The 18117-nt window shown below is 65.0% G+C and carries 16 protein-coding genes; 6 read left to right on the forward strand and 10 right to left on the reverse strand.

The window, feature by feature from the left end; genetic code table 11:
- Positions 1-15 precede the first annotated feature (15 nt).
- Both FYK34_RS10565 and FYK34_RS10570 read left to right on the forward strand, forming a co-directional pair.
- Complete coding sequence (locus tag FYK34_RS10565) at positions 16-1827, forward strand: LodA/GoxA family CTQ-dependent oxidase (protein WP_149296322.1); 1812 nt, start codon at positions 16-18, stop codon at positions 1825-1827.
- Positions 1817-2917 (forward strand): NAD(P)/FAD-dependent oxidoreductase, encoded by a 1101-nt coding sequence (locus FYK34_RS10570; RefSeq protein ID WP_149296323.1) that lies wholly within the window; start codon positions 1817-1819, stop codon positions 2915-2917. Before FYK34_RS10565 ends, FYK34_RS10570 begins: the two co-directional genes overlap by 11 nt.
- Positions 2918-2983: 66 nt before the next feature.
- Here the strand turns inward: FYK34_RS10570 and vioE are convergent, their stop codons facing one another.
- From vioE to FYK34_RS10615, 9 genes are all read right to left on the reverse strand, one after another.
- Positions 2984-3559 carry a violacein biosynthesis enzyme VioE gene (gene vioE / locus FYK34_RS10575; RefSeq protein ID WP_149296324.1) on the reverse strand — a complete coding sequence of 192 codons (576 nt, stop codon included), beginning with the start codon at positions 3557-3559 and terminating at the stop codon, positions 2984-2986.
- 9 nt (positions 3560-3568) lie between these two features.
- Positions 3569-4690, reverse strand: a complete 1122-nt coding sequence (locus tag FYK34_RS10580) for a tryptophan hydroxylase (RefSeq protein WP_149296325.1) — start codon at positions 4688-4690, stop codon at positions 3569-3571.
- Positions 4690-5979: an FAD-dependent oxidoreductase gene (locus FYK34_RS10585; RefSeq protein WP_149296326.1), complete on the reverse strand. Its 1290-nt coding sequence runs from the start codon at positions 5977-5979 to the stop codon at positions 4690-4692. Before FYK34_RS10585 ends, FYK34_RS10580 begins: the two co-directional genes overlap by 1 nt.
- Position 5980: 1 nt before the next feature.
- Positions 5981-8974 carry an iminophenyl-pyruvate dimer synthase VioB gene (vioB, locus tag FYK34_RS10590; RefSeq protein ID WP_149296327.1) on the reverse strand — a complete coding sequence of 998 codons (2994 nt, stop codon included), beginning with the start codon at positions 8972-8974 and terminating at the stop codon, positions 5981-5983.
- Between the two features lie 70 nt (positions 8975-9044).
- Positions 9045-10298, reverse strand: a complete 1254-nt coding sequence (locus FYK34_RS10595; protein ID WP_149296328.1) for a flavin monoamine oxidase family protein — start codon at positions 10296-10298, stop codon at positions 9045-9047.
- 293 nt (positions 10299-10591) lie between these two features.
- A complete protein-coding gene (sph, locus tag FYK34_RS10600) occupies positions 10592-12124 on the reverse strand; it encodes a sphingomyelin phosphodiesterase (protein ID WP_149296329.1) in 1533 nt (510 codons plus the stop codon).
- 251 nt (positions 12125-12375) lie between these two features.
- Positions 12376-12954, reverse strand: coding sequence for a YceI family protein (locus FYK34_RS10605; protein WP_149296330.1), 579 nt, complete (start codon positions 12952-12954; stop codon positions 12376-12378).
- Positions 12955-12985: 31 nt separating this feature from the next.
- Entirely contained in the window at positions 12986-13555 is a 570-nt protein-coding gene (locus FYK34_RS10610; protein ID WP_149296331.1) for a YceI family protein, read from the reverse strand.
- Between the two features lie 24 nt (positions 13556-13579).
- Positions 13580-14122 carry a cytochrome b gene (locus FYK34_RS10615; RefSeq protein WP_149296332.1) on the reverse strand — a complete coding sequence of 181 codons (543 nt, stop codon included), beginning with the start codon at positions 14120-14122 and terminating at the stop codon, positions 13580-13582.
- A gap of 299 nt (positions 14123-14421) precedes the next feature.
- Here FYK34_RS10615 and FYK34_RS10620 point away from each other — a divergent pair, with 299 nt between their 5' ends.
- The gene (locus tag FYK34_RS10620) at positions 14422-14868 is read left to right on the forward strand and encodes a lysozyme (protein ID WP_149296333.1); all 447 of its coding nucleotides are present in this window, start codon (positions 14422-14424) and stop codon (positions 14866-14868) included.
- 77 nt (positions 14869-14945) lie between these two features.
- Complete coding sequence (locus FYK34_RS10625; RefSeq protein ID WP_149296334.1) at positions 14946-15143, forward strand: hypothetical protein; 198 nt, start codon at positions 14946-14948, stop codon at positions 15141-15143.
- On the opposite strand, the gene FYK34_RS10630 is transcribed toward FYK34_RS10625, so the two are convergent.
- Entirely contained in the window at positions 15140-15883 is a 744-nt protein-coding gene (locus FYK34_RS10630) for a class I SAM-dependent methyltransferase (protein WP_149296335.1), read from the reverse strand. The two genes, FYK34_RS10625 and FYK34_RS10630, sit on opposite strands and share 4 nt — an antisense overlap.
- Positions 15884-16117: 234 nt before the next feature.
- Here FYK34_RS10630 and FYK34_RS10635 point away from each other — a divergent pair, with 234 nt between their 5' ends.
- Positions 16118-16426 carry a DUF485 domain-containing protein gene (locus FYK34_RS10635; RefSeq protein ID WP_149296336.1) on the forward strand — a complete coding sequence of 103 codons (309 nt, stop codon included), beginning with the start codon at positions 16118-16120 and terminating at the stop codon, positions 16424-16426.
- The gene (locus FYK34_RS10640) at positions 16426-18105 is read left to right on the forward strand and encodes a cation acetate symporter (RefSeq protein ID WP_149296337.1); all 1680 of its coding nucleotides are present in this window, start codon (positions 16426-16428) and stop codon (positions 18103-18105) included. Before FYK34_RS10635 ends, FYK34_RS10640 begins: the two co-directional genes overlap by 1 nt.
- Positions 18106-18117: the final 12 nt, after the last annotated feature.

Below are 18117 nucleotides of genomic sequence, written 5' to 3' on the forward strand. Positions count from 1 at the left end.
GTTTCTGGAGGCACCATGACCGAGTACCGGATCTACCCCGCCATCGGCGTCGCCCGCGTCGGCAACGCGCCGGAAAAGTTCTACATCGAACCAGACCGCTACTGCGGCCTGCCCACCCTGCCTGATGGCCGGCCGTTCACTCAGCAGGACTTCCGCGACGAGCAGGGCCGGCTTTGCCGCCAGGCCGCGCGATTCCAGGTGTACAAGGTGGAAGACGGCAAGAGCGAGCCGCTGACGCTGGCCAGCGACGGCGTCAAGTCCATCCGCTGGACTGTGCACCTGGCCAACAAGAAGCCCAGCTGGTACACCTTCGTGCCGGCCGAAGGCGAAGGCGGCTACGCGCCCAATCACCCGCTGCGCAATCCCCAAGTGGCGGATCGCCATACCCTGCTGATAGACGCCGGCCCGCGCAGCATCTCCGGCGCCGGCCAGCAAGGCGTGTCATTCAGCAAAACCACTGTGCCGGCCGGCTACGAGGGCGCGCACTTCCCACCCAGCCCGCTGTATCCGATGAAGGACTCGATAGACACTCTGGGCGAGTTGCGCACTGACCAGGACGGCCGGCTGCTGGTGCTAGGCGGCTATGGCATCTCCGGTTCCGCCGACCCCGATGCCACCATCACCGATTACGCCAATAACGATGGCTGGTGGGACGACACCTCGGACGGCCCGGTCAGCGCGTGCATAGAGCTGGCCGACGGCACGGTGGTCGAGGCCCTGGCCGCCCATGTGCTGGTGGCGCCGCCCAAGTACGCGCCGGAAATCCCCAATCTGGTGACGCTGTACGACACCATTTTCGACGCCATGGTGCGCAGCGGCCATTATCCAGACATCTACCAGAACGGTTTCTGGAAGTCCGGCAAGAGCGGCTTCCTGCCCAACTTCCAAACCGATATCCGGCCGCTGCTGGAGCGCGCCACCTTTATGCCCTGGGTAGCGGCCATTCCGCCCAAGCCACACCAGTTCGACTTCGGCATGCTGGGCGCCACCGGCACCGACGGGCTGGGCGCAGAGGAATTTCGCGGCTTCCGCCAATACCTCCTTGACTTCATCCGCCCGCCCTATCAGGAAAACGACATCCTCAACGCCGGCGGCGCGACGATGATGCCCTACCTGGCGGGCGACAACTGCCTGGTGCCCAGCACCGCCACCAGCAAATACATGCGCCTGACCGACACCCAGTATTTCATGCTGCAGCAGTGGGTGGCTGGCTGTTTCGTCAACCGCCCGGCCGCGGAAACCACGGCAGAGGACATCACGCGGGCCGCGCTGGACAACTGCGTGGGCGGGCCGTTCTCGCCCGGCATCGAAATGACCTGGATCTCGCGCAATCCCGCCATCTACGGCGAACCGTTCCGCATCCGCAACCACTTTGTGCCGCAAGGCCCGCTGAGCCTGGATTTTGACCTCAAGCGCGGCATGGAGCCCGGCGACGTCACCCGCTACATGGCCATTCCATGGCAGGCCGACTTCAACGAGTGCTCATCGCAGCCCTTGAACGGCCGCACCCTGTGGTGGTGGCCGGCGCAGCGACCGGAATACGTCTACCTGGAACCGCAGCCGCAGCCGAAAGCGCTGGCCGGCTCCCCACCGCCCCCGCCAGACCAGGAAACCGGCAAGCAAGTGCCATGGATAGGCACGGACTACGACCAGATGGCCGGCGACTACATCAGCTTCGCCGAGGACATCGAAATGGTGAAATATTGGTCCGGGCTGGGCTTCATCATGGAGAAGCAAGTGGACGGCGAGCGGCGTTTCGTCGAAGTGGAGCGCGAACTGCCGCGGCCTTTCGACCCCGCCGACGCGACGCCGCGCAATGTCCGCTAAGCGTTACGACGCGCTGATCGTCGGCGCCGGGCCAGCCGGCTCTGCCACGGCCCTGGCCTTGCAACGTCAGGGGGTCGAGACGCTGCTGATCGACCGCCCGCTGGCGCAACCCTTCCGCGTCGGCGAGTCGGCCACACCAGACGTGGCCGGACTGCTGGAGCGTCTGGGCGTGCGGCACGATCTGACTCGCCACAGTCCCTACCATGGCAATCTCGCCTTATGGGGCGCGGACACGCCGCAGCTGGACCACTTCCTGTTCCGCGGCAGAGGCCATGGCTGGCATCTGGACCGGGCGGCATTCGACAGCCTGCTGCGGCAGGAGGCGATGGCGAGCGGCGTTACGGTGCTGGGCGACTCGGGCGTCGACGCCATCGAACCGGCCGCCGGCGGCGGATGGAAGGCGCGGGTTCGCAGCCTGGGCGCAGTCCTCGTCGGCGCGGCGATCGATGCCGGCGGCCGACGCTCGCCGCTGGCCTCCCGTCTGGGCGTGCCGCGGCGCAAGCTGGACAATCTGGTGGCGCTGGCCTGCCACGCGCCGGCGAACGGCGAGTTGAGCGGCTACTCACTGGTGGAGTCCGCGCCCTATGGCTGGTGGTACGCCGCGGCGCTGCCGGACGGCCGCGCCATGTCCATGCTGATGACAGATAGGGACCTGGCGCGCGCGCTGCGGCTGGACCAGGCCGGCCCCTTCCTGGCGGCCTGGCGCGATAGCCGGCTGCTGGCGCAGCGCTTGCCGCCGCCGGACAGCGCAAGCGCGCCGCGCGCCTTCGCCGCGCACAGCGGTTGCGCGGCGCGCGCGGCCGGCCCCGGCTGGCTCTGCGTGGGCGACGCGCTGATGGGGCTGGACCCGCTGACCTCGTCCGGCATTAGCGGCGCGCTCAGCGACGCGCTGGCGGCCGCGCCCGCCATAATCGCCATGCTGGACGGCGATCTCGCGCCGGCTCGCGGCTACGCGCGGCGCGCCAACGACAGCTTTCAGCGCTATCTGGCGGAAAGACGGCAGCACTACGGGCTGGAGACGCGCTGGCGTGACCAGCCGTTCTGGCAGCGCCGCGCGGCCCTGCCGGCCTTGGTCCCCGATCCCGCCTGAGCGCCAGGCCCAAGAGACAAACGGGGCGGCCGCGCGGCCACCCCGTTTCCATTGCCGGCCCAAGCGCTAGCGGTTCGCGGCGAAAACGTCGCTCGGAATCTCCGCCTCGCTGACATTGGGAAAATCGCGCACGGAGGCGCGCGACGCCTCGTCGCCGGTGACCATACGCAGCGGCGCGCCGCTGGCGGCGTCCAGATACAGCGTCGACGGCCCCTTGCCCGGACGCTCGTAGCGCCAGCCGTCGGCCGCGCGGCCCAGCACCTCGCGGCGGCCGACGTGGCGCGCGCCCAGCCGGCGCAACACGTCGCGCGGCAGGAACAGTTCGGCGAACGGGCCGGTCTCGTCGTCCAGCGGACGCTCGCACAGCTGTTCGCCCAGGGCCGTCCGCTCGCGGCCATAGGCCACCTTCTGTTTCCAGGTGCGGCCGCTGGCGGCGTTGCCGACCTCGGACATCCACAGCCGGTAGCCGGTATCGCGCTCCGACCAGGGATTGAACAGGCCGTCGATGCGGCAGACATCCCGCTCGTAGTCGAACCAGCAATAGCCGGAAGTCAACTGGTCATCCTGCAGCATCGGACGCCAGTACGACACGTAGGCGCTGCTCCAGCGCGCCGGCAGCAGCGGCGCTTCCCGGTTTTCCATGCCGCCTCCTCAGCGTTGCAGCGCGTAGCGCAGGTTCTGCGCCAGCGCTTCCGGCATCGGCGGCAGCGACTTGCGGCGGGCGTCGAAGCTCTGCACGAACTCGGCGCTGGACAAATGCATGCGCTCCTCCACCGTCTCGAACCAGACGCGGCTGTTGTCGGCATGGCCGCGGAATAACTGGACCAGCGGCAGCGCGCGCGCCTCGAAGCTCTCCAGCGCGGCCGCCACGCCGTCCTCAGTGCACAGCGCCTTCACCAGCAGCTGCGCCACCACCACCGCCATCGTGGTGCCGTGGCCGATGGAGAAGTGGCCGGACTGCAGCGCGTCGCCCAGCAGCACCAGCTTGCCGTCGTGGCAGCGGTCGTGGCTCAGTGTCATGAAGTTGCGCCAGCCGAGGCCGGGCTGGCTCACCAGGCCGTGACCGCCCAGCTCGGCCTGGAACACCTTGGCCACGTATTCGGCCGACGCCTCTTCCGACATCTCGCCCAGACGGGCGCGGGCATAGGTTTCCTCGCTGCACTCGACGACGAAGGTGCTCATCTTGTCCGAGTACTTGTAAGCATGGGCGATGAAGATGTCCTTGCCGTGGGTGCGGAACACCAGGTTCATCTGGTCGAACAGCTGGCTGGTGCCGTACCAGATGTATTTGTTGCGGCCGTAATCCACTTGCGGCGCCAGCGCCTCGGTAAAGTGGGCGGTCTTGTGGTTGACGCCGTTGGCCAGCACCACCAGGTCGTAGTCGGCCAGCGGCAGCTCGCCATGCTCCAGCAGCGGCGATTCGAAGCGGATGGCGATGCCCTGCGAGCGGCACTTGTCGCGCAAGGCGTGCACCAGGCCGCGGCGCTCCACGCCGCACAGCAGCACGCCGGTGCTCATCAGGCTCGGCTCGTTGTGATGTACCAGCTTGAAGTCTTCCAGGAACTGCGGATTCAGCCTTTCCGGCGCCTCCAGATAGGACAGGGGATTGGCCGGATGCTGGCCGGGCTTGCCCGGCAGCACCACGCCCCAGCCCAGCACTTCCTGCTCGTCGTTCTTTTCGACGATGTCTATCGCCCACTGCGGACGCGCCTGTTTCAGTTGGCTGGCGAACACCAGGCCGGCCGGCCCCGCGCCTATGACCAGAATCTTCATCAGTTGACCCTCCCTATCTTGTACCAAACGTTCTGTTTTCTCTGGATCTGCTGCAGTCTGTCGTACGGCTCCGACGTGAAGTACAGCTTCTCCGCCATGTCCGGCGGGTAAAGGCCGGGAAACTTGCTATGCATGTAGCGGGTGTAGCGGGCCCGCATGAAGAAGATGGGATTGGAGCAGCTGAGCACGTCGTAGTTGGCGCGCGCCATGTCCTGCATCGCGTCGGCCTGCACCTTGCGCTGCGCGGTGAACTCGGGGAAGGCCTTGTCCTGGTCGCCCTGATGGCGGTCCAGCAATTCGACGAAGGCGCGCGCGTCCTCCAGCGCCATATTCATGCCCTGGCCGAGGAAGGGCGCGGTGGCGTGGGCGGCGTCGCCCAGCAGCAGCACATTGCCCTTGTAGTGGAAGGTGCTGGAGCGGACGTTGATCAGGTCATTGCTGGGTTTGGCCAGGAACTGGCGCAGCATCTCGTCGCGCGCGTCCAGCGACAGCTTGGCGAAGTAGCGGTCGAAGAAGGCGCGCATCGTCGGCTCGTCGGTGGTGTTCAGGCTGGGGCTTCCGCTATAAGGCAGGCAGACCGCGATGCTGACGCTGCCGTCCGGGATGGTGGCGGCGCGGCCGGCGAACAGGCCGCCGGAATCCATGCCGAAAAAGTACAGCGTGTCCTTGCGATAGCCCAGCGCCGCGGCGTCCGGCAACACCAGCGTCTTGTAGCCATGGCGGAAAAAGGACTGCTGGAATTCGAAGCGGCGCAAGCCGCTCTGCATCGCCTGCCGCACCGCCGAGTGCGCGCCGTCGGCGCCGATGATCATGTCGCCGGCCAGCCGCAGCGACTGGCCGTCCTTGCTCTGGAGCAGCACCGACTTGCCCTCCAGGTCCACCTCCAGGCATTTGTGCTCGAAGTAATAACGAACGCCGGCCAGATTGGCGTACTTGTTCAGCAGCTTCTGAAACGCCGCGCGGTTCAGCGACAAGGGGCGGAAATCCTCCAACGGCTTCAGCTCCCGCATGCGGTACTGGCCGCCGACGGAAAACGCCATCGCCACGATGGGTTCGCCGCAGGCCTCCAGCTCCGCGCGCGGAATGCCGGCGGCCAGCACCGCCTTGATGCCGCGCACCGTCATGCTGACGCCTATCGCCCGCGAGCTGACCACGTCCACATAGGACGACAGGTCTTGCAGCGGATCGCCGCGCTTCTCCACCACGTGGACCTCGTAGCCGCGCCGCGCCAGGTAAATGGCGGTCAGCCCACCGGCGAGCCCGCCTCCGACAATGATTGCTCTCTTCATTTCAGGCCTCTCTTGAAAGCTTTCCACAAGCCAAATCCAGCATCTGCCGACGGAAAAAATCCAGCAGCTCCCATTGCGCGGCCGGCAGCCAGCCCGGCTCCAGCATCGACGCCTGCGCCAGCAGCGACTCGCAGCGCCGCGCCAACATGCGGCAGCCCAGCGCGTAGTCGTCGTAGCTGCGCGTATCCACCGGCCCCGGCAGCGGCGGCCCGGCGGTGCGCCCGGCGACGCCTGACGGCAGGTTCATCAAAGCGCAGGACAGCGGCCGCAGCAGGCCGGTCATCAAGTCGATGGCGGCGTTCATCAGCCGGGATCGCCTGAGGCTGCCCAGCGGCTTCACCGCGAAGTGCTGCGCCATCATCGCGAACATCAACTCGTACACACCCTGGTACAGCGCCATCAGCGCCCGCGCGTTCTCCTCGCTCACCCGCTCGCCGCCCGGCGTTTCGTCCAGTGCCGGATTGCGCAGCGCCGGCAAGGCCGGTTCGAACGGCGCCGGCTGCGCCATGATGCGGGCCGCCAACTCGCGCAGCCGCTGGAAATGGGAATGCTCGTAATGCGGCGAATCCAGCGCCCCGCCCTCGCCCTGATCGGTGACGAAGGCGATGCCGAACAGCGCGCTGTCGCGGTCGAACACTTCCAGCTGATAGCCGGGGTTGGCGCGATTGGTCAGCTCGTTGAGGAATAGATGGTGCTCGCCGCCGCGCTTGCCGGCCTCGCCGTCGAACAGATCGGGCAGATCGAGAAAGGCCTGGCGGATGGCGGCGTAGAAATCGGCGATGGACTTACCGGGCGAAGGGATGAAATGCGGCCACTCCAGCCGGATGAAGCGCGCCAGCGCGGACTCTGAAAACGGCTCCAGCGCGAACTCGGTGTCCAGGCCGAAAGCCTGCCGCGCCGCCTCGCCCATCCGCGGCACACCGGCGTAGAACGGCTCGCCCAGCGCCATCAGCAGATTATTGACCACCAGGTAGTGGATCATCTCCTCGTGGGCGATCTCCAGCAGCGCGGCGCGGATGCCGCCGTCGCGGCGGCGGTCCCCGCCGCCGCAAGCCAGTTGCAGTTGCTCCGCTGTCCACGCGCCCTCGGCCACCCGCTGCTGGCCCTGGGCGTAATTGGGGATGGAATAGGCGGCGTACAGATACTGCAGCATCACCGACAGTTCCAGGTCCACCGCCTTGCGCAGCTGGTCTATCAATTCAACCTTGCTCGCGATGCGGTCGGGCAAGGCAGGCGGCGGCGCCTGCAGCTTGGCCTCGGCCTCGACATGGGCCAGGTATTTGAGGAACAGCCTGGCCTTGGGCGCGGACAGCTCGCGGGTGCTGGGCATGTAATAGCTTTTGCCGCGATTGCGCGGGTCGCACATCTGCCACATCAGCCTGGCGTAGGCCTCGCACTTGCAGCGGTCCGCCAGGCTGAACACCTTGTCGGCCATGAAGGGGTAAATCAGCTCGTAATAAGCCATCACGTGCCGGTACAGAAAGGCGTAGTCCACCTCGTCCGCCGTCGCATCGTCCAGCTCCCAGTCGTCCGGCAACACCCTCAGCCGGATCGCCTCCTCGCCGTCGTCGAGCACGATGCGCGCCGGGCCGGGGCGCAGGCCGGTCAGCCGCCATTCGGTGGCGATGCCGTCCTGGCGCGACTCCACGCCGGCCAGGCCCATGCCCTCGATTCGGTAGGGAATGGATGCCCGCTCGCGGGCCTCGCCGCGGAAATAACTGCGCAGCGAGATGTTTTCCGGAAAGAAGCGGCCATGGTGGCGGTCCGGCGCTTCCAGATAGAGATTGGAGGCGTCGGACTGGCTCAACCACTCCTGCTCTCGCCATTCGGCCAGCTCGCTGGACAGCGTCAGCGCGCCCTTTGGCTCGCGCAGCAGCGGCACGTCGACGATGCCGTGATTGGCCCAATAATCCTGGTACAGCGCCTGCGGCAGCCGCGCCAGCAACGCGCCGTCCTCGTCGCGCAGCAGCAAATCGCCCAGCGGCAGCTTGCCGCCCAGATCGGGCGTCGGCCTGTCCGGCACGGACGGCCACGCCGCCCGCGTGGAGAAAGGAATCGCGCAGGCGAGATTGAACGATGCCCGGCCATCGCGCGCGCTCAGCGTCAGGTCGCCGAGGCCGGCCTGGCAGGGCCGCAACAGTCTGCCCGCCGGATAGCTGGCCAGCTCGCCGCGCCGCCACAAGCCGACCACGCCGACCATGTCGTGGAACACCGGCGAATTGGGCTGCGGCGGGGTGGACATATTGAACAGCGCATACTGCACCGACAGACCCAACACGTCCTCATCCTCCAACGCCTGCTGCAAGGCGCGCCAGGCGGCGGAATCAAGCTGCCTCGGATGGAACAGGAAGTGCGGATGGCTCTTGGGCACGGAAAACTGAAACAGACGGACCAGGCCGAATTCATCATCCAAAAAGTGCCCGCTTTTCTCCGCCACATGGCCGCCGCGTGTCCAGCGTGCGCCGTGGCCATCTTCGATGTCGGCGGTGAACAGCCAAGGCGTGCCCGGACCGGCGCCGGCCGGGCTGATGGTGAACTGGCCGGCGTAGATCTGCGCGGCATCTCGCCGCGTCGGGTCGCTGTCCACCCAGCGCGCGCGGTTGAAGGTGGTGCGCAGGTAGTCGTTGTAGTGGCCCCATAAAGCCAGCTTGGCGCCGACCAGTCCGTCGCCGCGGTCCGGCCCGCCGCCTAGCTCCACGTGGCTGACGGTCGCGTTTTCCCAGGAAAAATGGTTGTTGCCGCCGGCGTTATAGCCTTCGGCCAGGCTGAACGGCCCTGCCGGGTCTGGCCGGCCGTCCAAGCCGAAGCGCGGCTGCAGCGCTTGCAAATGGCGATGAAACTCGGTCGGATGGCGCGCGAGATCGAACGGCTGGCCGTCGATGGAAACCGCGTTGCTGGCCATGTCGATCTGGCCGTGCGGATCGCGGTTGGCAGTGGGCGCGTTGACGCGCGCCCAGCCGCGGAAATGTATGCGCGGAAAATCCAGAATGCTCATGTGTCTCCCGATGGATGGTGGCGGAGCTTGGCCCGCTGAAGCGGCCAGGCGCTGCGCCCAAGCCGGCGCGTCAGGAGAGGCGCTGCAGCAGCAGCCGGCTGGCTTCGCGCGCGCTGAGCAAGCCTCCCTCCATCCAGCCGCAGTGCTCGGTGTAGGCGTCGGAACAGGCGATGATGCCGTTGTCGCGGTGGCTCAGCGCGGAGGGATGGCCTATGTCGCTGTCGCGGCAGAATTCGACCCCGTGCGCCCAGTACTTGTGCAGATGCGAGCGGGGCTGCGGGATGCGTTCGGCGGCGATGCCCAGCGCGCCGGCCAGATGGCCGCGCACCTGCGCCAGATAATGCTCCTCGCCCTCTGCCAGCGCGCCGCGCCAGTGATTGGCCATCTCGCTGTCGGTGTAGAAGAACAGGTATTTGTCGCCCTTGAAGTAGAGCTTGCGCAGCGGGTTGTCGACGATCAGCACCTGGTCGTCCAGCTTGTAATCCAGCCACCAGGGCTCGTCATAGGTCAAAAAACCCTTGAACAGCGGCAAGGAGCCGTAACGCGCGCCGCCCCAGGACTCGGGAAAACCGACGTCCAGCCCCGCCATCGCCGACGGCGGAATCGCCAGGATCAGATGCCGCGCGCGATGCTCCAGCTTCCAGCCGTCGTCGCCGGCGAACTGCAGCCGGTAGCCGTCGCCATCCGCCGCCACCGACAGCAGGCGGTAGCCCAGGCTGAAACGCGCGCCCGCCGCCTTGACCCTGGCCTTGATGCCCTGGATCAGCCCCACAAAGCCGGTTTCCGCAGAAAACCACTGGTTGGCGTCGTTGTCGGTCACGCTCTGGATTTCCGGATGCTTGCCGACGATGTCATAAGCCATCTCGGCCGAGATGTCGGGCAGGAACAATGCGTCATAACCCATGGAGCGGATCATGCCCACCGCGTTGTCCCTGCCCTGAAACCGGCTGACGAATTGCAGGAAGGACTCCTTGCCGTGTTCTTTCAGCCGCGGAGACAACTCGCTCATCGCCCGTTTCAGCGTTTGCTGGGCATGGTTCTTGAACCGCAGCTGGGTGAAGGGGTACACCTCGCTCTTCTGGCTGTAGTGCGACATCGCCTTGTGGAAATGCGGGTGCAGCTGCGGGGAAAAGCGCCCCGCGCCTAGCTCAACCGCCGCCTTGCCGTCCAGCGTCTTGGAACGGATGCGGCCGCCGGCCTCCTGCTGCATGTCGAAAATGCGCAGGGACAGGCCGCGGCAGGCGGGCGAGTCCAGCAGGTGGCTGGCGCAGGTCAGGCCGCTGATGCCGGCGCCGACGATGCAGATATCGGATGAATGCTTCATCGTGGTTCCCTCTTGACGGTGCGCCGTCGCTCCGAGCCGCCGTCTGGCTGACCGGGAGACGCCTTGGCTTGACCAGTGCCCGGCTGTTGACGCCGCTCCCTCCTGGCGTGCGGGGCGTTCCAGCCTGACTGAAAATTAATTTGTCATTTAATTGTTTTCAATTGAATGACAATTGCACAGAAGACGTTAGTCAATTTGTATCCAATCAACAAGCATACTGTCGGACAAAATGCCTAACCCTGTTCCAATGAACAGGGTCCGCTGTCGCCAATCAGAGACAAGCCATCCGCGCCTCAACGACGCTTGGCGTAGACCAATTGCGCGCGCCAATCCAGATAGCGCGCCGCCTCGCCCAGGCGCACGCGGAAGCGTTCGCCGTCGCCGGCCCCCGGCTGCCACAGATACAGCTGGTCCGCATGGCCGCCGCCGGCCCAGGCCGTCAGGTAATAGTCCGCCGCGCGCGCCCAGTCCTTGAACGACACCACGTCGCCGTCCTGCAAGCAGCCTTCCGGCCGGCTGTGGTTGATCAATCGCAGTTCCGCGGAGCGGTTCAACGCGCCTTGCGCAGTGTAATAAGCGTACTGGTTGCCGCCCAGCCCGCCCCACCAGGTCCAGAACCAGCCGGGACGGTCCGCGCGCTCCAGTCTGATGTATTCGCCGGAGCGGACGCAGCCGTTGTCGCGCATGGAGAAATTGTTGGACAGGTTGAAGCGCGCGCGCGGCCCCGGCGCCGCGGCGTCGGTTTTCAGCCAGCCGTCATTGGCGTCGCCGGCCTGGACGTAGCGGCCATTGGCCAGATTTTGCAAGGTTAGGCCGCGGTAGCTGCCCGCCGTGGCGCTCAGGGAATGGGTCGGCGTAGAGGCGTCCGCCCAGGCGAAGGCCTGCACCGGGTAGTGGTCGCTGAAATCGGCGTAGGCGTAAGTCTGCTTGGCCAGCGCCGACTGCGCCGTCCATTGCGGCGCCGGCGCGTCCAAGGCCTGGTTGTGCCACATCGCCGGCTGGCGATGGCCCTGCAACAACAGGATGTAGTCCAAGTATTCCGGCGCGTCGCCCGTGCGCGCCCCATAGCGCTCCAGCGCGATGCCGTTGCCGGCGGTGTCGAAGCTGTTGGGCATGCCGGCGTAGCGCGGCTCGCTGGCCTGCAGAATGTCGAGCAAGGCGCGGTATTCGCTGGTCTTGTTGCGGTCGATATTCATGTCGCCGGCGACGATCACCGTCTCCTCCGACGGCAATTGCCTGGCCTTGACCCAATTAGCCAGTTCCCGCAGCTGCGCCTGGCGCACGGCGACGTCGCCATGGTTGGCGCAACCGCTGTCCTCGGACTGCAGATGGGTGCCGATGACGTGGAACACGCGGCCGCCAACAAGGATCTTGGCGTAGGCGAAGCCCTTCAGCGCCTGTCCGTCCCAGCTGCAGCCCGGCGTCTGAAACAGATATTGCCGCTTCTCCACGATGGGCCAGCGGCTGACGATGGCGACGCCGCCGTCCTCCGGTTTCCATGCGTTCCAGCCTTCGGTCCCGTCCCAGCCTTGCTGGGTACGGCCGATGACCGGGGTCTGATACGGAAAGCGCGGCTTGAGCAGGGACAGCAGATGTTCCGACGCCGCATTGTCCTGCAGCTCCTGGAACACCATCACGTCCTGATCCTGAGCCACGCGGGAGGCCGCCATCAGCTCGACGCGGCGCATCTGTCCATAATTGGGATACAGGGTCTGCGGCAATAGCATGGCGTTCCAGGTCGCCAGCTTCAGGTTTTCGGGAGCGTCGGCGTGGCATAGGGCAGGCGCGGCCAGCGCCCCGCATAACAGGACAGTCCAAGCGTTCATTTGCGTTCCATGTTTGAGTGGAAAGCGGAACAGCTTGGCCCCTCACCATTGCCAATGAGTTAATTTCCAAAAATTTAATATGCCAAAGACAAATCACCCCTATCGACTTTGCCTTCTGAATGCGGATCGCATCTTGCATGCGGCCCGCCGCCGCGGGGACGGCGCTTCGGTTGACGCCGCGCGCCTAAGCGTGAAAAACGGCCGCATCCTTGCGGACGCGGCCGTTCTCCATGGCAAGCCTGGGATTGGGCTTACTCGTGGATGGCTTCCACGGCGATGTCGATGGTGACATCGTCGCCGACATACGGCGCGTACTTGCCGGCATTGAATTCCGTGCGCTTGACCTTGACGCTGGCGTTGGCGCCGATGGCGTCCTTCTTCAGCATCGGATGCGGCTGCTGCAGGAAGCTGGACAGCGTCAGCGTCACCGGCTTGGTCACGCCCTTGATGGTCAGATTGCCCTCCACCGCGCTAGGCTTGTCGCCGTCGAACAGCACCTTGGTGGACTTGAAGGTGGCGGTCGGGTATTTGGCGGTGTCGAAGAAGTCCGCGCCCTGGATGTGGCCGTTGAACACCGGGTAGCCGGTATCCACCGACTTCATGTCTATGGTCACGTCCACCGAGCCGGTCTTGGCCTCCTTGTCCAGCACGATGGTGCCGCTGGTCTTGTCGAAGCGGCTCAGTTGGGTGGAGAAGCCAAAGTGGCTGTAAGAAAAGCGCGGGAAGGTGTGGGTGCCGTCGATGACGTAGGTTTCCGGCTTGGCCAGCGCGGCGCCGCTGAAGCTGGCGACGGCCAGCGCGGCCAGGGTGAGGCGGGTCAGTTTCTTCATGGTTTCTGTCCTTGTTGGGAGTGCGGCGCGCTTACTTGGCGCGCGCCAGCAGATGGAACTTGATCTGGATTTCGTTGGCGACGGTGCCGAAATCTTTCCAATCGCCCTCGCCGATGGCGAAGTCGGCGCGCTTGATGGCGAATGCGCCGTCAAACGCCGCCATCGCACCCTGCGGCGTCATGGTGGCCACCGTGCTGACGGCCTGGGTGCGGCCCTTGATGGTCAGCTTGCCGTCCACCTGAAAGCGATTGCCGCCCAGCGGTTTGATCGCGCCGGAGACGAAGCGCGCGGTCGGATATTGCTTGGTGTTGAACCAGTCCTTGTCCGATACCTGGTCGTTGGCCTCGGCCGAGCCGGTATCTATGCTGGCGATGTCCACCGTCAGCTCCGCCTTGGACGTTGCCGGCTTGGCCGGATCGAAATTCAGCGCGGCGGAGAACTTCTTGAAATGGCCCTGCATGCCCACGCCCATTTGCTTGTAGCCGAAGGCGATATTGCTCTTGTCCTGCTGGATGGCGGAATACACGGCCGCCTGGGCCGCCAGCGGCGCGGCCAGCATGCCGCCGAGCAACAGCGGCAGCGCGATGCGTTTGAAGTTCATGTTCGGGTCTCCGGGGAATAGGGATCAGGAACGCGCGCGCCACGGCAGCATGCGGCCCAGCACGTCATCCTTGTCTATCAAATGGTGTTTCAGCGCGGCGCCAACGTGTCCGATCACCGTCGCGGCCAGCAGGTAGTTCAAGGCGCGGTGCAGCGCGTTCAAGCTGTGGCCCAGCCCGGGATTGGGCGCGATCAGGTCCGGCAGTGGCAGCACGCCAAAGTAAACAGTCTGCACGCCCTTGGCAGAGCTCATCAGCCAGCCGGACAGCGGGATGGCGATCATCAGCAGGTACAGCATGGCGTGGCCGGCATGGGCCAGGCCGCGCACCGCCGCGCCCATCGTGGCGGGCAGCGCGGGCGGACGATGGCCGGCGCGCCAGGCCAGGCGCAGCCACACCAGCAGGAATACGCTGACGCCGCCCCACTTATGCCAGGAATAAATCTTCAGTTTGAACGGCGACAGCGACAGGCCATGCATATAGAAACCGACGCCGAACAGGCAGATCAGCATGAGAGCCATCAGCCAGTGCAGAAAGATGGCGGTGGTGGTATAGCGCTTTTGAGTCATGACGGCCTCGGATTGAAATCGACTATCCATGGCCGGCGTCTCGACGTCAGGCCAAAGCGCTTGTCCATGGATGAGGCTGAATGTAAGCGGTTTTCATTTACTGAAAAAGCCCGCTTAAACAAATTTATTGTTTCGCATTAATAAACAATAAGGCGGCGAATCGGCAGAATGATCTGCATGAATACTTAGCCGCTTGACAGCGACAGACCGGCATATCGATAAACACGCTATCCCTTACCGGCTTCATGCCGCACTCAGCACCCGCACCTCACCCAGCCGGCCATCAAGGAGACACCAATATGCAAACCAGCGCCAACGGCATCAATCTGATCAAGCAGTTCGAAGGACTCAAACTGACCGCCTACCAGGATTCGGTGGGCGTCTGGACCATAGGCTACGGCCACACCGGGACCGACGTGCAACCAGGCCAGACCATCAGCAGCGACCAGGCGGAGCAGCTGCTGCGCCAGGACCTGGTGCGTTTCGAGCAGGGCGTGGGCAAGCTGGTCAAAACGCCCATCAACCAGAACCAGTTCGACGCGCTGGTCAGCTTCAGCTACAACCTGGGCCTGGGCAATCTGCAAAGCTCCACCCTGCTGCGCCTGCTGAACCAAGGCGACTACCAAGGCGCGGCCGGCCAGTTCCCCTTGTGGGACAAGGCCGGCGGCAAGGTGCTGCCGGGCCTGCAAAAGCGCCGCCAAGCCGAGCAAGCCCTGTTCCTGACTCCGGTGGCCGCGACGGCCTGAACCCGCCGCGCGCCGCATCGCCACAAACAGCCCGCCCGCTGCTAAGCTGGGCGGGTTTTTCATTGCTGCAAACGCTCATGCCCCACACTCGCCCGGCCCGAGACGCCATGCTGTGCCGACGCTGTCAGCACTACTTCATCACTTACAACCCAAGTTTCCCCTACGGCTGCCGGGCCATGGGCTTCTCCAGCAAACGCCTGCCCTGCCTAGACGTGCAGGAGACTTCCGGCCAAGCCTGCCTGCGTTTCCAGCCCAAGCCGGCCCCGTCCCGCTAGCGCCCCTCCGCCCGCGCCAGCGTCAGAATGATTTCCGCGCTGTCCTCGCGCAGCGGGCCGCCTTGCCAGTCCCCTTGCAAGGCGGCGATGCGCAGGCCCTCGGCCTCCAGCTCGGCTTGCAGCGTGGGCAAATCGCAGAAGCGCAGCGCGGCATCCACCGCCAGCTCCCGATCCTGATCAAGAAAGCGATAGCGGCTGCGATAGGCCACCAGGCCATTTGTTTCGGACAACAGGCTGTGGCTCAATTCCACTTCGCCCCAGCGCGGGTGCTTGACGCGGCGCGGCGGCAGGCTGTCGTAGCGCAGCCATGATCTGGCCGTTGGATTCCGCGTTTCGAATACAAAGCGGCCTTGCGTCGCCAGATGCTCGCGGACCCGGCGAAACACCGCCCGGCGGTCTTGCTCGGCCAGGAAGCACTGGAAAGCATGGCCGGTGCAATAAATCAGGTCGAAGCGGCCATCGAGCTGGAAGTCGCGCGCGTCGCCCTGCAGCCAACGGACCTGTTCGCCGCCCGGCCGCCGCCGCGCCTCGTCCAGCATCGCCTCCGATGGCTCTAGCCCCCAGGCCTCCGCCCGAGCGGCCATCGCCGCGGCCAACAACCCGGTGCCGCAGCCCAGGTCCAGCACGCGTCTGACCTGCGGCGACAACAAGCCCATGTAGTAATCGTTGTCCTCGCCCCAGGCGTTGAATAGATCGTACAGCTCGGCCAAAGCCGGTTCTTGGTACAGCGCATTCGGCATGGAGGTCCTCGCCCTTCAAAAATCATTACAAAGTCATTATGCCAAGCATTTGCCTCCGCCTGAAATTGAGTAAAAATTCCACTGCAAACCATTGAAACAAAAACACTTTCCAGAACAATCATCTGCAAGACTAATTTGCCGCATCAAAAAATACGATTAGATTGCCCGCCGCATCCTCTCTTATGTTTTGTTCAGCGCCCCTTCACGCGCCATACACCCCCAAAGGAGGATGTCATGAATGAGGAGACTCTGAAGAAGATCCAGTCCAACCCGAAGTACCTGGAACTGGTCCACAAGAAAACCAGCCTGGGCTGGACGCTGGCCATCGTCATGTTGGCCATTTATTACGGTTTCATCCTGGTGCTGGCCTTCGCCCCTGGCCTGCTGGGCCAGCCGTTGTACCAGGGCGCCACCATGACGGTGGGCATCCCGGTGGGCGTGTGCATCATCCTGTCCGCCTTCGTGCTGACCGGCATTTATGTGCGCCGCGCCAATCAGGAATTCGATCCGCTGACCCAGCAAATCGTCGAGGAGGCCAAGTAATGCGACACACCCGACTGAAACTCGCCGCCGGCGCGGCCGCGTTGCTGCCGGCGCTCGCCTGCGCCGCCGGCGCGATTGAAGGCGACGTCAAGCAGCAAGCCACCAATTGGCACGCCATCATCATGTTCTTCCTGTTCGTGGCCTTCACCCTGGGCATCACTTACTGGGCGGCGCGCCGCACCAAGTCCGCCAGCGACTTCTACGCCGCCGGCGGCGGCATCACCGGCTTCCAGAATGGCCTGGCCATCGCCGGCGACTACATGTCCGCCGCGTCTTTCCTGGGGATTTCCGCCCTGGTGTTCGACAAGGGCTACGACGGCCTGATCTACTCCATGGGCTTCCTGGTGGGCTGGCCCATCATCCTGTTCCTGGTGGCGGAACGGCTGCGCAACCTGGGCAAGTACACTTTCGCCGACGTCGCCTCCTACCGCCTGCAGCAACTGCCGGTGCGCAGCCTGGCCGCCGTGTCCACCCTGGTGGTGGTAGCCATGTATCTGATCGCGCAGATGGTGGGCGCGGGCAAGCTGATCCAGCTCCTGTTCGGCATGAGCTACGGCTCCGCCGTGGTGCTGGTGGGCGTGCTGATGGTCTGCTATGTGCTGTTCGGCGGCATGCTGGCCACCACCTGGGTGCAGATCATCAAGGCCGTGCTCTTGCTGTCCGGCGCCACTTTCATGGCCATCATGGTGCTGGCCTCGGTCGGCTTCAGTCCGGAAGTGATGTTTGAAAAAGCCGTGGCCGCGCACAGCAAGGGCATCGCCATCATGGCCCCGGGCAAAGCCGACCCGATCGACTCCATCTCGCTGGGCCTGGCGCTGATGTTCGGCACCGCCGGCCTGCCGCACATCCTGATGCGGTTCTTCACCGTGGCGGACGCCAAGGAGGCGCGCAAGTCCGTATTCTTCGCCACCGGCTTCATCGGCTACTTCTACATCCTGACCTTCATCATCGGCTTCGGCGCCATCATGCTGGTGCTGAACCAGCCGGGCATGATGGAAACGGTGATGAAGAACGGCAAGGAAGTGCACCAGTTGATAGGCGGCAGCAATATGGCGGCCATCCATCTGGCCGACGCCGTGGGCGGCGACATCTTCCTGGGCTTCATCTCCGCCGTGGCCTTCGCCACCATTCTGGCGGTGGTGGCGGGCCTGGCGCTGTCCGGCGCGTCCGCGGTGTCGCACGACCTGTACGCCAGCGTGATCAAGCACGGCAAGGCCAACGAGGCCGACGAGATCCGCGTCTCCAAGATCACCACCGTGGTGCTGGGCGTGGTGGCCATCGTGCTGGGCCTGGTGTTCGAGAAACAGAACATCGCCTTCATGGTGGGCCTGGCCTTCTCCATCGCCGCCTCGGCAAACTTCCCGGTGCTGTTCCTGTCCATGTTCTGGAAGGGCCTGACCACGCGCGGCGCGGTATTGGGCGGCCTGGTGGGCCTGGTCAGCGCGGTGCTGCTGATCGTGCTGGGGCCGACGGTATGGGTGGAGGTGATGAAGCATGAGCACGCCGTGTTCCCGTACAAAAACCCGGCCATCTTCTCGATGACCCTGGCCTTCGTCGTCACCTGGCTGGTCTCGGTGCTGGACAGCTCCAAACAAGGCGCCGATGAGAAAGCCAAGTTCGACGCCCAGTACGTGCGCTCGATGACCGGCATCGGAGCCAGTGGCGCCAGCAAGCATTAAATGTCACCATCA

The sequence above is a fragment of the Chromobacterium paludis genome (genome assembly GCF_008275125.1).
GTDB lineage: Bacteria > Pseudomonadota > Gammaproteobacteria > Burkholderiales > Chromobacteriaceae > Chromobacterium > Chromobacterium paludis.